The following is a 15,451-nucleotide window of genomic DNA, read 5'->3' as shown; positions in this document are numbered from 1 at the left end:
CGGTCGATGGTGCGAGGGGCGCCAAGCGGCACATGGGGGTGCGTTTTGGTTCCCGTCAGAGACGCTGCATGAGAAACGGTCTGGAATGTCACTTCCTGCGCCTGTCCAGCCGGTCTTTCCCGGTTCGGCGCATCCGTAAATTAACTGATCAACGTATGTGTCAAATTTTTGACCAGCTGACGATGGCATCGGTATGATTGCCTAATGAGCACATCGAAACAACGCGCGTCCACTGTCGGCCCCGCGGGAGCACCCGCGGGCGTTCAGGAGGGCGACGAAGGCCGCACGAATATGAGGCATGAACTTGTCCAGCAGGACATCTTTGACAACGCGACCCGCCTCTTCGCCGAGCGCGGGTATGCGGGCACCAGCTTCCAGGACATCGCCGAGGCCGTCGGCCTCACCCGCCCGGCGCTCTATCACTATGTCAGCAGCAAAGAAGCCTTGCTTGCCAAGCTCATCACCGAGACGACCGAGGAAGCCGCCACCTCCATCCAGTCGATCGCTGCCCGTCAAGATCTCGGCCCAGCCGAGATCCTCCGTGAGATCGTCGCCTCCGGAGTGCGACGCCAGGCGCTGTGGTCGGAGCGCTTCAAGCTCCTGATCCGCTCGGAAGCTGACCTTCCCGCCGACATCGCCGTACAGCACGAGTCGGACCGTCGCCATATACTCCGCACCGTTACCACCGTCATCGAGATCGGAATTCGCGACGGCATCTTCCGGCCACTTGACCCCCGGATCGCTGCATTCGCAATCCTCGGAATCAACAACTGGGTCGCTTGGTGGTATCACCCCGACCCGAAGACCGACCTGGATCTGGTGTGCGACCAGCTCGCCGATATGGCGGTGGCGTCGCTCATCACCGCCGAAGTTCGCGAAGCACACAATGCGGGCATGCCGGGCGCGCTAGCGATGATGCGCCAGGACCTCGACCGGCTTGAGCGCCTATACGTAGAGAGCGAAACCAAACCATAGACCTGAGGAGGCCTATCCTTCTCGTATCGCAGTGAGCTTGTATTTCTTGCTCGACGATGTCCTCTGCAGCACCGCCAGGGTACGCGAACGCAGCCCACGCGACTGGTCCGCGAGTCACACCCAGAGCCAAATGTCACATTGGAGAACGCGTGGATCAGTACGAGACTTTGTCTTATGAGGTGCAAGACGGCATCCTTACGCTGTGGCTAGATCGACCACGCCAACTTAACGCCTTCACTGTGGAAATGGCGGCCGAGCTGGTTGGCGCCTTCGATCGGGCATCTTCGGACGACGAGGTTATCGCAGTCGTAGTGACAGGGAGGGGCCGAGCGTTTTGCGCCGGGATGGACTTGACGTCGCCTGGCAACGTATTCGGTCTGGATGAGTCGCTGAGGCCGACTTTAGAAGATGTGCAGCAGAGATTTGACGACGACCCGGTTCTGCATGGGGTGCGTGATCCAGGCGGGCGCGTGACGTGGGCGATTTTCAACTGCACAAAGCCCGTGATCGGTGCGGTTAATGGGTCAGCTGTGGGCATTGGCGCTACGATGACCTGTGCGATGGACGCTCGTCTCGTTTCAACTGATGCCCGTATTGGTTTCGTGTTCGGACGGCTCGGGATCGTGCCCGAGGCGTCTTCTTCTTGGTTCCTCCCCCGAATCGTTGGCCTCGACACAGCACTCGACCTGATGTACTCGGCTGATATTTTGAATGCGTCGGAGGCGCGAGAAATCGGTTTGGTGCGGTCAGTTCACGAGCCGAATGATCTGCTGCCGGCCGCCTATGATCTGGCTCGTCGCTACACCCGTGGCAGGTCACCGGTGTCCGTCGCACTTACGCGGCAGATGCTTTACCGCAACGCGGCGCTGGCATCGCCGCTGGAAGCCAGTCGGATCGAGTCGCTCGCCATGTTCTACACGTCGATCGGCGACGGAAAGGAGGGGGTGGCCGCATTCTTGGAGAAGCGTACTCCGCGGTTCACCGAGTCCACGAACGAAATGCCGCCATTCTACCCGTGGTGGTAACTGTCGGACCCGGTCTTAGACACCTTCGGCTTGTTGCGCGCAGCGGCGTTCCACACGGCCGCAGCTTGAATAGCCAGGTGCGGGGAGTAAATCCATTCTTCACGCAGAGCACCAGGCGCACGACCTGACCGCCTCACACCCCAATACCAGGTGGGTATTCCGCGGCGCCTCTCCCGGGCGTCACATCCACCCCGGACACCTCACAACCCGCCTCAGCAAGCTGTTCAGTACACGGGCCGCACGGCTGGGAACTCTCCACGAACTCACGAAACTCGCACCCGTGGCCATCATCGCCGAAACCCTCGGATACTCCCCTGCAACCATCGAACGCCACGCCACCGACTCGGCCGCCGCTTACGCCCAGTACGTCGCTGCAGCAAAAGCTGTCAGGAAAAACCCCTAAAACCCCATCACTCTCGGCCATGTCGGCGAACTTTTCCCAGTCCATATTGGCGATGTTCAAGGCCGGTCCGAGACACGACTCGATGTTGTTTGCGCCCCGGGTGGTACTCCCGGCCCATGAATACCCGCGTATGCCAGTTAAAAATCCCCGGAAAAGCGGGGGAGAAGCCGCATCCGGCGACCGTTTCGGCCACCCGTCCGACGATTCGGCGGTGCAGATCCGGACTTGCCGTGGTGGGAAAGGTTGCGCGGCCGCCGCGCGCCCGGCGCAGTTCGCGTCATCCCTCTATCCGGGGGCCTCTCGCCAGGTATATTGGGCCGACTCGACGACTACTCGACGATCCGCCAACTCAGACTTTGGCGGTTTGGACGCGCCTTCCTGAATGTAGGAAATCCAAACATTCTTCATTGCTTTCCCGCGTTCGACTCGACCCAGTTGCGTAGGTGGGCAAGGGGTTCCGCTGCGCTCCTGCCCAACGGGGTCAGGGAGTATTCAACATGGAGGGGAACTTCGGGATACACGGTGCGGTCGACCAGCCCGTTGTCTTCGAGCTTTCTGAGTGTCTGGGCCAGCACCTTGGGGCTCACGCCTTCCAGCGTCTTTCTCAGAACGCCAAAGCGCAGAGGCCCCGCCTCCAACGCGCCAATTGCCAAAGCGGACCACTTGTTGGCCAGCAGATCCAACATGTCACGGCAGGGGCACGCCGCCATGTAGACGTCGTTCCGTTCACAGGAATCAGTAGTCACCATGCCTTCATGGTAACCAAAAGGAACTAAGGGTCCTTGACGGTAACTACTCCCCTGGGATCACTATGGGTTCATGACCGAAACCATGAACGCCGTTGCCTACACGAAGAACCTTCCGATCTCTGATGATGCCAGCCTTGAAGATGTCCTACTCCCCATACCTGAAGTCGGTCCGAAGGATCTTCTGGTGGAAGTCAATGCGGTCTCCGTCAATCCTGTTGATGTGAAAGTACGTTCCGGCAAGGACCCGGCCGGACGGCCCACGGTGCTTGGCTACGACGCAGCCGGCACTGTCCGCGCCGTAGGCGCCGACGTGACATTGTTCAGGGCAGGTGATGATGTCTTTTACGCGGGGGCCATCGACCGTGGCGGAAGCAACGCACAATTCCAGGCAGTGGATGAGCGGGTCGTTGGAGGCAAGCCGAAGACCCTTGACTTCGCGCAGGCCGCCGCACTTCCGCTCACGTCCATCACAGCGTGGGAGGGTCTGTTCGTCAAACTGGGCCTGTCCGCGGACAGTGCCGGGACATTGCTCATGATCGGCGGTGCAGGTGGCGTCGGGTCCATGGTGGTCCAGCTGGCTAAAGCCCTCATACCGGGTTTGCGTGTCATCGCCTCCGCCAGCCGCACAGAAAGCCAGGAGTGGGTCCGTTCCCTCGGAGCCGATGAGACCGTCAGGCATGGAGAAGCCCTGCGGGAGGATGTCCAGCGTGTGGCACCCGAGGGCGTTGACTACATCTTCACCACGAACTCGGCCGGCCAACTGGCCGCTTTTGTGGAGATCCTGAAACCGTTCGGCCAGATCGTGGCCATCGACGACCCGGGTCAGGTCGACGTGGCACAGCTCAAGAGCAAAAGCCTCACGTGGCACTGGGAGCTCATGTTTACCCGCTCCTTGTTCCAAACACCGGACATGATCGAACAGCACCACCTGCTCAACAAGGTCGCCTCGATGGTCGACGCGGGGATCATCCGCAGCACGATCACCCACACGCTCCACCCGATCAACGCCGAGAATCTTCGCAACGCACATGCCATGGTCGAATCCGGCCACACGCTAGGCAAAATCGTCGTTGCGGCGAGCGATCCTCACTAACCGAGGGCCAGCTGGAAACGGCGGCCACAGTCATCGTGGCCGCCGCCCCGTTCTGATCTTCCAAGGTTCTGGACGGAATACTGCCGGTACCCAAATACCCTCCAAGGACTCACCAACAGGCAGTCCTTCCCGTGAATGGCTCCGAATGGATGTCCCGCCGGAGGTTTGCCAGTTCTGGTCTGTCGAACCTACTCGCGTTTCGCACGACCGTATCTCGCCTCAGGTCGCGTTAGGAACGAAGGCCGCTGCCTGGCCCTGAACGCACTTTTGCTCGTCGTGTTGGCGGTGGCAATGACCTTCGGGCCGCGGGTGAGTCCCGCGGCGGGCCCCTGGAGACAATCCGTGGGGAACCAATTGTCGGGGCTCGGCCGGGGGTGAGAACACCGCTGGCTCCTGCTGCACTCTCGGCGCCAGCCGGCTCTCGTGCCTCAGACGGGCTCAGCCCCGTGCGGGACGGGCGCGGACCGGAGGAAGCGCTCGAACTCCACACGCGCGGGTGTCGGCTTCAGATCCTTGCGGCGCGCGAGCACGATCTCGCGCATAACCTGGGGTTCGGTGATGCGGATGATGCGGATACCTTCGACGCCGGTCAGGTCGAGACCCAGCCGGCTCATGACGCCGACCCCGAGCCCGACCCGGACAAGTGAGGCCAGGGTGTTGGGCGAGGCGACCCGCCGGGTGGCTGCCGGGACCACGTCGGCAAGGAACGGAGCGACCTCGGGTGAGATCCCTTGGGCGCCGTCGCCGCTACCGGGCGTGATGACGGTTTCACCGTTGAGTTCGCGGATCGAGGCCTCCTGCCGGTCGGCGAGGCGATGGGTCGGCGCAACCAGGAGATAGAGCGCCTCGCGCCAGAGCGGGACGTATTCGATCTCCGGAACCGACTCGACATACGGGCGCGGGACGAGGGCGAGAACGGCAACGTGCTGGAGCAGCTGCGCGGCCAGGGTTCCTGTTGCTCCCTCGACCACCTCGACCAGGACGTTCGGAGCGCTGCGGCGGAACCTGTCCAATAGCCCCGGGAGGACGAGACCGGCAATGCTGGGGGGAACCGCGATGCGCACGGTCCCGTAGGCGGCGCCGCCGAGCGCGGCGATCTCTGCACGGGCGGCCTGCACTTCGCGGAGGATGTCACGCGCCCGCCCGATGAACACCTCGCCGGCCGCGGTGAGTGTGACCGGGCGCGTCGTCCGGTCAATGAGTTTGGAGCCAAGCTCGCGTTCCAAATTCTGTACCTGCGTACTCACTCTCGACTGGCTGCGGCCGAGCACGAGCCCAGCCCGAAAGAATCCCTGCTGGTCGACAACACCAACCAACGACTCGATCCAATCCAGATGCACAGTCATCCTTTCTATCCGGAAAACGAATACAGTCTATCCGGATTACGTGGATTCAGACCTGCCCTGCCGCGCCTAGAGTCGACATCATCGCCGAGCAGGTGAACAAACAAGGAGCAAACAATGACAATCAACGATGCAGCACCCACCATCGTCGGCACGAGCCACGACCGCACCCGCTACACGAATGCGATGGGCCCCCGAGGCGTCATTGGCATCATGACGCCCGGTCCGAATGTCATCGTGGAGAACGAGATGATGGACATGCGCCCCCCGGGCGTCATCAACGCAGTCGACCGCTACTACGTACCGAACCAGCCCATCTCAGAGGACGAGGACTGGGCCATTATCATGCGCCACGTCGCCGCCAACCTGGGCGAGTCAGTCCGGCGCCTGAACGAGGCACTCATCGATCATCTGATCCTGGGCATGTCCTCGCAGAGCTTCATGGGCGGGGTCAAGGGAAGCTTCGCGCTCCTCGAGCACCTCCAGGAGACTTCCGGGGTCCCCGTCACAATGGGCGCACAGGCAGCCGAGGCAGCGTTCGAGGAAGTCGGAGCCAAAAAAATTGCCCTGGTCACGCCCTACTATCCGATTATCGAACGGCATGCGGCCAGCTACTTCACCGACCGCGGCTACGAGATCGTCCACATCGAGGGCCTCAAGTGCAAGAGCATCATCGAGGTCGCCTCCCAGACTCCGGAGCGCCTGAGAGAGGCCGTCCTGGCAGCCGAGCAGCACCGGCCGGACGCAATCCTCCAGCTCGGCACGAACCTGCGCTTCGCCGAGGTCGCTGCCACCATGGAGTCGGAGCTGAAGAAACCGGTCTTCGCGGTGGGGACCGCCATATACTGGAAGGCCCTGCGGGACATGGGGATCGAGGACCAGTACCCCGGCTTCGGCAGCCTGCTCGAGCGACACTGACCTCCGTCCCCGCACCCGACCTCGGAGCCAATGATGCCTCTTGAACTAATCTCGATCGCTGTTCTTGTTGCGATCTTTTTGCTTTCGTCCCTCCTGAAGCTGCACATGGGCGCCCTGGCACTTGTGGCCGCCTTCGTCCTCGGGGTCGGTGTCGTTGGGGAGAGCGCCGACGACGTCCTCTCCGGCTTCCCCTCGGGCCTGTTCGTCATCCTCGTGGGGGTGACATTCCTGTTCGCGATTGCCCAGGGCAACGGCACGATCGACTGGATCGTTGACCGAGCCGTCCGACTTGTCGGGGGCCGCGTCTGGGCGCTGCCGTGGGTCATCTTCGCCCTGGCCGCAGGGCTCGCGGCGGCCGGCGCCGTGCCACCGGCCGCCGTCGCCATCATCGTCCCGACGGCGATGGGACTGGCATACCGGAACGGGATCCCGCCGCTCTATATGGGCCTTATGGTCGCGAACGGGGTCGGGGCCGGGGAGTTCTCGCCGATCGGCGTGTTCGGCGTGATCGTCAATGGCCTGGCCGCACAGAGCGGACTGGAATACTCCGCCGGCCTGCTTTTCCTCTCGACCTTCCTCTTCAGCACCTTCATCGGCGTCGGGCTGCACTTCTGGTTCGCCCGCCCGGCTGCTCGCCGGGCCCGCGCGGCCGAGCCGGACAGCCCCGACGCCACGCCGGACCACGGTTTCTCGAGTGGCGCCGGAGGCCGGTCGAAAGGAACGATCCTAGCCGCCGCGCCAGCCCCAACGCTCGAGCGCACCCGCCTGACGACGCCGATTGTGGTGACCCTCCTGGGCATCATGGGCATGGTGGCCGCCGTCCTCTTCTTCCGCGCTGACATAGGTTTCACCGCCCTGACCGTGGCGCTGATCGCCTCGGTCGCCTCCCCCGAGGCGGGCAAGCAGGCGATCCCAAAGATCGCCTGGCCGACAGTTTTCCTCATCGTGGGCATCGTGACCTACGTCGGTCTTCTGAGCCGCATGGGGACGATCGACTACGTCGGCCAGAGCGTGGAATCGATCGGCGCCCCGCTCCTCGGCGCACTGCTCCTCTGCGTCGTCGGCGCGGCCGTTTCGGCATTCGCCTCGACCACCGGCATTCTCGGTGCCCTTGTGCCGCTCGCCGTGCCGTTCATCCTCGCCGGCGGCGTGAATTCGGTGCCGATGCTCATCGCCCTGAGCATCGCGTCGTCGGTCGTGGACTCCTCGCCCTTCTCGACCTCGGGCGCCCTCGTAATCGCCAACACAGATCCGGCGGACCGCGACCGGGTGTTCACTCAGCTCCTGCGCTGGGGCCTGAGCATGATAGTTGCGGCCCCCCTTACCGCCTGGGCCATCTTCATCCTGCCGGGATGGTGATGTCTGACCCACAGGAAGAGCAGGACAATAAGGACCGCCTGAGCGACGGTTTCTAGGGGTCAATGCAACATCGTTGGTGGCTAAGTAAATGTCAGCAGAAAACGCTCGGCTGGGGTATCCCAGCCGAGCGTTTTGCGTGTACGCGCGTTGAGTTCCTGGGCGACGTGTTCGAGGCATTCTCACCATCCTTGCGGCCTTCCTGTTCATGCCCCATGAAACCGGGGCAGTTTGGACCTGCGGACGAGATCCGCGACGAGCAGGTCAAATGATCGCCGGCGTCCCGAAGGGTCAAACAACTTTAAGGACCCGGGCAACGTTTAGTCGCCGCTGCGGTGAAGCGTACGGCCAGGGAATCGTCTTTTGGCCTCTCCCGCTCGCCCTACGGCCAAGGGTCAACCTCGGCCAGAAACACGATGGCCAGAACGTTCAACATGGAAGGACACGTCCACATGCGACCTCAACTAACGGAACATTCCGAAGTAATTGTCACCGCACCTGAACTGCTGCACGAATTGCTTACAAAGGCAGAAGCGGCTCTCCGCCTGACCGCCATGGCCAGGGGAAATGCCGGTATTCTCGTCACCCGCCACGACGCCCGTCATTACACCCTCGCACTTGATGATGCGGTCCCGTTTGGGGAAACGTACGAACGATCACTCTTCGAGCCTCCAAAGCGGAAGCGTCACGGTCCCTGATCCGGGATCATGATGGAGATTCACCTTGAAAGACCGAATATCACGAATCGAGTCCTGGCGCCTCTTATCAGTCTCGAAACACAGCTTGGCAACGCCACCGCTCTCGCGGCCGGACGTACGCAGTTGCGAGACCCGGAGGCTTGAATCTTGACGAGGAGAGCACGTCTTGCGGACCTGTCTCGCAATACCTCATGTTGAAAGACGAGTGGGAGCGGATGCGGCCGCCACTCCCCCGTCGGCCCGCCAGCCCAACTGGGCCGACATATGGTCCGTTATCAGCGTTCAAACAACGGGAGTGGAAGTAGTTGCGTGCACTCCCGTTTCATGACGGATATAAAGTTTCCCAGAGTCAGAAATTGGCGCAGACCGCAAGCGAACTGCTGCAGTCATTCTGATGGGCTGCATTCAGCACTGAAGCTGGAGGCTCCATGCATCTAGTGCATGTTGCCACGGTAGCTAAGTCACTTCTCACCAGTCAGCCTTCCTGAATTGCCCAAAAACCGGTCCGACGGGCGATGAGAGTCTGCGCGTCGAGGGCCACGCCGACCAGGCCAAGGGGCAGGTTGAGGCTGGCAGGCGAGAAGGTCTAGGTGTATTGACCACGGACGTTAGGAACGCTCGGCGTGGATAGGTGACAAGAAGAAGACCTCCGAGTGGAGTGGGGCTTGTCGAGAGTCCGATCCACAAGGAGGTCTTCAATGTCCCATGCTAACGCGCTCCTGACGCCGAAGGGCAGGCTCCGGCTGGCCCGGTGCGTGGTCGAAGACGGGTGGTCCCTTCGCCGGGCGGCTGAACGATTCCAGGTATCTGTTACGACAGCGGCGCGCTGGGCTGCCCGTTACCGGGCCCATGGTGAGGACGGGATGGAAGACCTTTCCAGTCGGCCCGTCAGCTCGCCACGGCGGACCTCTGTGCGGCGGGAACGGCGGATCATCGCGATCAGGGTCACCGCCGGTGGGGGCCCGCCAGGATCGGCTATCTGCTGGGCATCCATCCCTCCACGGTGCACCGGGTCCTGTCCAGATTTGGGCTGGCCAGGCTGTCCTGGCTGGACCGTGCCACCGGCCGGGTGATCCGCCGCTACGAGCACCACAGCCCCGGGGACCTGGTCCACGTCGACATCAAAAAACTTGGGCGCATCCCGGACGGCGGCGGCCACCGCATCACCGGCAGGGCCGCCGGAAACCGGAACAAGACCGGCACAGACGCGAACCGGCGCCCGGGCTACGCTTTCCTGCACAACGCCGTCGATGACCACTCCCGGCTCGCCTACACCGAGATCCTGACCGATGAGAAGAAGGAAACCGCAGCCGGATTCTGGGCACGTGCCAACGCCTATTTCGAGTCTCACGGAATCACTGTAAAACGGGTCCTGACCGATAACGGCTCCTGCTACCGCTCTTATGCGTTCAAAGACGCGCTGGGCCCTGAGATCAAGCACAAACGCACCCGTCCCTACAGGCCTCAGACCAACGGCAAAGTCGAGCGCTACAACCGCACCATGCTCGACGAATGGGCCTACGCCCGTCCGTACCGCTCAGAGACCGAGCGTGTTGCCGCTTTCGCCGACTGGCTCCATCACTACAATCATCATCGAGGCCACACATCACTCAAAGGTCAGCCACCGGACAGCCGCGTCACCAACCTCTCAGGTCAATACACCTAGGCCGCCGTCAAGAAAGGTCTGTCGAGACCCCGACAAAAGGGGCGCACTCACGGGGGGCGCCCCTTTGCTGTGCTCGGCGAAGATCGACGAGTTCCTAGGGCGTGCTGCGGGTTAAGGGTTTCGCTGGTTTCGCTCCCCACCCGGGGCAAGTAATGGGGGCCGTCCGGCTTCTCAGGCTTGGAGACGGAGTCCCGCAGCGCGGATCGCCTGATCCATCTCCGTTTGGGCCTCGGTTACTAAGGCGAGAGTCCTCGGGTCTCGGAGAACGTCGGCTCGGGAGGCCGGCACGAGAACCGCGAAGGAGGCGAGCACACCGCCGTCGGCGCTGTGAAGTGCCATGCCAAGCGCGTGAAGTCCGACTTCGGTTGCTTCCTCATTAAGCGCGTATCCGAGCCGCTTGGTCTCTTCAAGCGTGCGCACCAGGCCACCGAATTCCGCGTCGTTCAGGTAGCCGCCAGCGAGCTTCGCTGAGTTGCTTCTGTATAAGCGCTCGAGAAAAGCCTGATCGTGTTCGGCAAGAATTGCTTTTCCGCCCGCTGTCAAACGAGCATCCTGCACTAGGCCCGTTCGATCCCCGACGCGTAGGGGCTGACGACCCTCGAGGGTCGTGAGAACGCGAGTCCGCACTCCCGTCCGGAACATCAGGCTGACGCTCTCGTCGAGGCGCCCGGCGAGGAGTTCCAGGTGCGAACTGAGAAGACTCTTGAGTTTGCGGGTCCAAGGCGAAGGTGATGGCGGGGCGCCCATCGACGGACCCGGCGTGTAGGCACGAGATTCATCCTGAACGGCGAAATCGCGGTATACGAGCATCGTCAGCAGCCTGTGGGCGGCCGACGGCGAGATGTCCAGTTCCCGCGCGATGTCGGAGAGCCGGGCGCCGCCTGTGTCGCGCAGAATCTGAATCAGGCGCAGCACGTGATCGACCGAGCTTAAGGCATACCGCGGCCGCTGGTACACATCTTTTTGTTTGGTCATGATGGAAATAGACGATACAGCTTTCAAAGTTTTGGATTCCCCGTCTTCGGCCTGCGTGGGCTCTCCGCCTCACCAAGGTGCATCACGGAGAGCCCACGTGTAGATCGTGCAGTGTCTAGCGAATTTCGCTCAGCTCAGACGTGTGGTTTTCTTTGAGCCACCGAACGAACAGCAGTGAAACAAGCAGCACCACCACGTTTATCGCGGCGATCAGCCAGAAGTTGCCGGTGCTGGCGATAGCGGCGGCAACAATCGGTGCTGGCGCGGAGAAGAGCACCTGGGAGAACGAAAGCGACAGCGCTGATCCCGAGAATCGCATATTCGTGGGGAACTGCTCCGCGTAGAGGGCCGGCTGGGAGCCGAACTCGAACTGTACGCCGCTGATGGCCACGGTGACAGTGAGGATGATCAGGAAGATGTTCCCCGACTCTGCCGAAGGGAAGAAGGACGCCACTGCGATCAGTTGCGCGATGATCGCGATGACGAGCACAGGCTTGCGGCCTATCCGGTCGCTCACGAATCCCCCGAGCAAGCCGATGCCGACGGAAATGCCGTTGGCAACAAGAATCATGATGAACGCATCCCCCTTGCTGAAGCCTGCGTGGGCGGTCAGGTAGTTCAGGCCGTAGACGGAAATGGTGTAGAAGGTCACGTTAGAGCCGGCGCGCACCAGCATCAGCTTGACGATCATCCAGGGCATGGTCTTGAGCACCTGTAGACCACTGACGGATTCGCTGGCGGCTGCCTTCTGTTCAAGAAAAACCGGCGTCTCCTCAAGACGCATGCGGATGTAGATGCCCACGATGACAAGGAGGATGCTCATGAGGAAAGGCACGCGCCAGCCCCAGTCCCGGAAGGCAGCTTCGCTCATGGAGGTACTCAGAATGACGAGCGTGACATTGGCCAGAACCTGGCTGAGCGGGGAGCCGACGTTGATGAAGGCCCCGAGGAGCCCACGCTGGTTGGCGCTAGCGTGTTCGAGCGCCATCAGCTGGGCACCGGTGGCCTCGCCGCCGAGGGAGAAGCCTTGAAGGAACCGCAGGGACACCAGAACGATGGCAATTGAGATGCCTTGGTTACCGGGGAGCAGTCCAATCGCCAGCGAGCTGACGCCCATGAGGATAAAGGTGGCAAGGAGAACAGGCCGGCGCCCGTATTTGTCCCCGAAATGGCCGCAGATGATGGCCCCGAGGGGGCGTGCCAAAAATCCTACGCCGAACGTTGCGAAGGAGGCGATCAGCGCAGCCGCCTCACCGAGTCCCGAAAAGAAGATCGCAGGAAAGACCGTAGCGGACAGTGCACCGTAGACCGCGAAATCGAACCACTCCAGCGCCGAGCCGAGCGCGCCGCTGGTGACGGTCTTTGTTTTCTGGGAGCGCTGGGAGGAGGTTTCGATCGAGTTGCCGCCGGGGGGCGTGGTGGGGGAAAGGGTTTCCCGAGTCATGTTTCAAGCCTTTCACTTCGTAGCCAGGTGCTGGCACCGGCGCATCTCGCCGTCGAGACGGATATGAACTTAGTTACAAATTCAGGCTTCACCAACAGTATTTCTGCCATGTGGAAAACTGTGGTTCTACCGTCACGGCTTAGAGCGGCGAAAACCGGCTGAAATTCTGTTATCTGGAAAACTGCGTGCCAGACACCGGGTGAACCGCCTATGGTCACTGTGGCCGCACCGGGAGTCACGGTATCCGGAGGCATCTACTAGGGAGTTGGTATGACAGAAATGTCGTCCGTGGACGTTGTGGTCATCGGAGGCGGGCTGGCCGGCCTGCGGGCTGCATCGGTGGCTGCAGAAGAAGGTGCAAGTGTCACTCTTCTGGAGAATCAGGATCGCCTTGGAGGTTCGTCCGAGCTGTCTGCCGGCATGTACTGGACCGCTCCCGATCTCGCTTCATACCGCCGGCGAATTCCGCACGGCGACGTGCGGCTGGCCAAGCGCATGATCGCGGACTACGAGCCCGGCCTCGCGGCGATTCGCGCTACCGGCGTTCACGTCGACGCCGGTGCAACGAACGGCGTCATGGGGTTTGGCCGCGGCTATTCGTTCGACATCAAGACATACCTGAAGGTTCTTGAAGAGAGGTTACGGGCTTCGCGCGGAGAGGCGCATACCGGCATCCGAATTCAGTCCGTGACTTGGTCCGGCACGCGCCGGTTCCGCATCAGTACGGATTCAGCAGACGGCCACCGCGAAATCAACACTGACGCCATCGTCCTGGCCACAGGAGGATTCCAGGGATCAACAGCACATCGGGCAATCCACATGCCTGCCGTCGGCGCCGACATACTGCTCCGTTCAAACCCCGGTAGTCAAGGCGATGGACTCGGCCTGGCAGTGTCCCTCGGGGCCGCGCTGGCCGGTGACATGGGAACGTTCTACGGACATCTTGTGCCCCACCCCGTCGCCGACTTCACGCCAGACCGATTCATGCTTTACTCCCAGTACTACTCCAATCACGGGATCCTTGTCGCAGCCGATGGCCGGCGGATCTCCGAGGAATCCCGTGGCGACGAAATCCTCAACCAGGACCTCGCCGAGGTCGATGGGATGAAGGCGTTCCTCATCTTTGACGAAAGCGTGCGGTCCACCGACGGAGTGTCAGAACCCTTCGCCAATTTCGGGCGGATGGACCGGTTCACGTTTGCGGTGGAGGGCGGGGCTCGACACGCAAAGGCTCAGACTCTCGATGAACTTGCACAACAGCTCGGCGACCTCGGTGTGGACGGGCGGCAGCTCCGGAAGACACTGGCGGGCGACATCCAGGTGTCGTCCCTGGCGCGCCGTGTCTCGCGCGGTGAACCGCCATCCGTCCAGCAACTGGCGAAGCTACGGAAGCCGCCGTTCTACGCTCTCGAGGTGCAGCCCACGATCACCTTCACGCTCGGAGGGATTGCAATTGACGACAGCACCTCCGTGTTGAATTCTGCCGGCGAAAGGATCACCGGGCTCTACGCTGCGGGCGCCGACCTCGGCGGGTTTTCCAACTACGGCTATGCGGGCGGGCTTGCCCCTGCGCACATCACAGGCAACATCGCCGGCAGCGGCGCGGCGCGCTTGGTTGCTGACACGCCCCACAGCCTGTCCCAAGAACAGATGGCGACTGCCATGGAAGGAAATACATCATGCTAAGAAAGCGCATTGCGTTGCTGCAACGCCGGCCCGATATGTCGTTTCGCGACTTCGACTCGCATTGGGCGACCGGGCATGCGGAAATTATCTCTACACTGCCCGGTCTGAAAGAGTATGTGCAGAATCCCGTTCATTCTTTCTGGACCAACGGTGACCCCACGGAGACGATCGACGGGATCGTCGAGGTCTGGTTCGATGACGCCGTCGTCTCATCCCCGGAAAACCACACGTCCATGGCTCAGCAGGACGACGAGGTCAGCTTTATCCGGACGCTTACCGCATTCACTGTGACAAACCGCAACAGCTACGACGCCCAAGGGAAGGTGTGGCTGTTGTCGCCCGGACCGCTTAGCGCAGGCGAGATGGCAGTGCTGACGGCTGGCGATGACGTGATCGTTACGCAGCCCGAAGAGGGCGTTCGCCAAATGAAGAGGCCGAGGCTCCTGCAAGAACCAACAGCACCGGCTTCAATGCTCGTGTATCCAGAGCCCGCAGGAGACACCGGTGACCTTTTCAAGGCAGTTGTGGATAGGGCTTCGAGCGCCTCGATGAATAGCGGGATCAGGGTACTGAAGACAGTTTCGAGGCGCGTCCGCTGACCTCAGATTGCTGAGGGCCGGTGCCAGGTGAAGGCGATGGTGGCAAAGATCAAGCATTTCCTGGGGCCGTGCTGCAGGTTAGAGTTTCGCTCCCCACCCGGGCAAAGGATGGACCTGGTCACCGCAGGGACCGGCAGCCCGCTGGCGTCGGGCATCACACCCGTCGACGTTGCTAACGATATTGCCCGTCGCCAGTCTCCAACCGACTGAATGTTCCCCTATGTGGATCTCCCGATCCAGCTCTACCGCCAACCTGTGGCGGCTGGACCGGCCTGGATCCCACTATCGTTTTCGGGCCCGCCAAGCCGGCGACGCCTGTCCACGATGTACCACTGAATGTATCAAGCTCGGCCCGCCGTCCCTTGTCCCAGTCGTACAGTACTCCCACTTTCGTGTCGGGCAGTGAGTAGCTGGTAAGGAGCGCATCAAAGAGGTGCGGCGTACTGGTCGCCCGCCGGCCGCACTATCGTGTCCTCGCCGCGGTGTCGGCTGGCTAGCCCGCCGACGACGTTCGATCCCAA

13 protein-coding genes and 1 pseudogene are annotated in these 15,451 nt (G+C 62.0%); 10 read left to right on the top strand and 4 right to left on the bottom strand.

What is annotated here, in order from left to right:
• Positions 1–204: 204 nt before the first annotated feature.
• The 3 genes from ACFC25_RS16725 (at position 205) to ACFC25_RS16715 (ending at position 2,403) form a co-directional block, all read left to right on the top strand.
• Positions 205–975 (top strand): TetR/AcrR family transcriptional regulator, encoded by a 771-nt coding sequence (locus ACFC25_RS16725; RefSeq protein ID WP_376047122.1) that lies wholly within the window; start codon positions 205–207, stop codon positions 973–975.
• Between the two features lie 149 nt (positions 976–1,124).
• Positions 1,125–2,000, top strand: a complete 876-nt coding sequence (locus tag ACFC25_RS16720; RefSeq protein WP_376047119.1) for a crotonase/enoyl-CoA hydratase family protein — start codon at positions 1,125–1,127, stop codon at positions 1,998–2,000.
• Between the two features lie 280 nt (positions 2,001–2,280).
• On the top strand, positions 2,281–2,403 hold the full coding sequence (locus ACFC25_RS16715) for a hypothetical protein (RefSeq protein WP_376047116.1): 123 nt from the start codon (positions 2,281–2,283) through the stop codon (positions 2,401–2,403).
• Between the two features lie 404 nt (positions 2,404–2,807).
• On the opposite strand, the gene ACFC25_RS16710 is transcribed toward ACFC25_RS16715, so the two are convergent.
• A complete protein-coding gene (locus tag ACFC25_RS16710) occupies positions 2,808–3,152 on the bottom strand; it encodes a winged helix-turn-helix transcriptional regulator (RefSeq protein ID WP_376047113.1) in 345 nt (114 codons plus the stop codon).
• A 70-nt stretch (positions 3,153–3,222) separates the two neighbouring features.
• Here ACFC25_RS16710 and ACFC25_RS16705 point away from each other — a divergent pair, with 70 nt between their 5' ends.
• The gene (locus ACFC25_RS16705; RefSeq protein WP_376047110.1) at positions 3,223–4,245 is read left to right on the top strand and encodes a zinc-binding alcohol dehydrogenase family protein; all 1,023 of its coding nucleotides are present in this window, start codon (positions 3,223–3,225) and stop codon (positions 4,243–4,245) included.
• Between the two features lie 428 nt (positions 4,246–4,673).
• Here ACFC25_RS16705 and ACFC25_RS16700 read toward each other — a convergent pair whose 3' ends face one another.
• Positions 4,674–5,591 (bottom strand): LysR family transcriptional regulator, encoded by a 918-nt coding sequence (locus ACFC25_RS16700; protein WP_376047108.1) that lies wholly within the window; start codon positions 5,589–5,591, stop codon positions 4,674–4,676.
• Positions 5,592–5,705: 114 nt separating this feature from the next.
• On the opposite strand from ACFC25_RS16700, the gene ACFC25_RS16695 reads away from it, so the two are divergent.
• From ACFC25_RS16695 to ACFC25_RS16680, 4 genes and pseudogenes are all read left to right on the top strand, one after another.
• Positions 5,706–6,506, top strand: a complete 801-nt coding sequence (locus ACFC25_RS16695) for a hypothetical protein (protein WP_376047105.1) — start codon at positions 5,706–5,708, stop codon at positions 6,504–6,506.
• 33 nt (positions 6,507–6,539) lie between these two features.
• Positions 6,540–7,865 carry an SLC13 family permease gene (locus tag ACFC25_RS16690; RefSeq protein ID WP_376047102.1) on the top strand — a complete coding sequence of 442 codons (1,326 nt, stop codon included), beginning with the start codon at positions 6,540–6,542 and terminating at the stop codon, positions 7,863–7,865.
• 449 nt (positions 7,866–8,314) lie between these two features.
• Positions 8,315–8,560 carry a hypothetical protein gene (locus tag ACFC25_RS16685; RefSeq protein ID WP_376047099.1) on the top strand — a complete coding sequence of 82 codons (246 nt, stop codon included), beginning with the start codon at positions 8,315–8,317 and terminating at the stop codon, positions 8,558–8,560.
• 698 nt (positions 8,561–9,258) lie between these two features.
• A pseudogene (locus ACFC25_RS16680) lies at positions 9,259–10,226 on the top strand (IS481 family transposase).
• Positions 10,227–10,397: 171 nt separating this feature from the next.
• Here ACFC25_RS16680 and ACFC25_RS16675 read toward each other — a convergent pair.
• Both ACFC25_RS16675 and ACFC25_RS16670 read right to left on the bottom strand, forming a co-directional pair.
• The gene (locus ACFC25_RS16675; protein WP_376047097.1) at positions 10,398–11,201 is read right to left on the bottom strand and encodes an IclR family transcriptional regulator; all 804 of its coding nucleotides are present in this window, start codon (positions 11,199–11,201) and stop codon (positions 10,398–10,400) included.
• A gap of 115 nt (positions 11,202–11,316) precedes the next feature.
• Positions 11,317–12,645, bottom strand: coding sequence for an MFS transporter (locus tag ACFC25_RS16670; protein ID WP_376047094.1), 1,329 nt, complete (start codon positions 12,643–12,645; stop codon positions 11,317–11,319).
• A 270-nt stretch (positions 12,646–12,915) separates the two neighbouring features.
• Between ACFC25_RS16670 and ACFC25_RS16665 the strand changes: the two genes are divergently transcribed.
• Together ACFC25_RS16665 and ACFC25_RS16660 are read left to right on the top strand one after the other, a co-directional pair.
• Positions 12,916–14,331: an FAD-dependent oxidoreductase gene (locus ACFC25_RS16665; RefSeq protein WP_376047091.1), complete on the top strand. Its 1,416-nt coding sequence runs from the start codon at positions 12,916–12,918 to the stop codon at positions 14,329–14,331.
• Complete coding sequence (locus tag ACFC25_RS16660) at positions 14,325–14,930, top strand: EthD domain-containing protein (RefSeq protein ID WP_376047088.1); 606 nt, start codon at positions 14,325–14,327, stop codon at positions 14,928–14,930. The genes ACFC25_RS16665 and ACFC25_RS16660 overlap by 7 nt, the downstream gene beginning before the upstream one ends.
• The last annotated feature ends 521 nt before the right edge of the window (positions 14,931–15,451 follow it).

This window comes from Pseudarthrobacter sp. NPDC055928 (assembly GCF_042270935.1).
Classification (GTDB): domain Bacteria; phylum Actinomycetota; class Actinomycetes; order Actinomycetales; family Micrococcaceae; genus Arthrobacter.
This window is presented reverse-complemented; position numbering and strand designations above follow the sequence as displayed.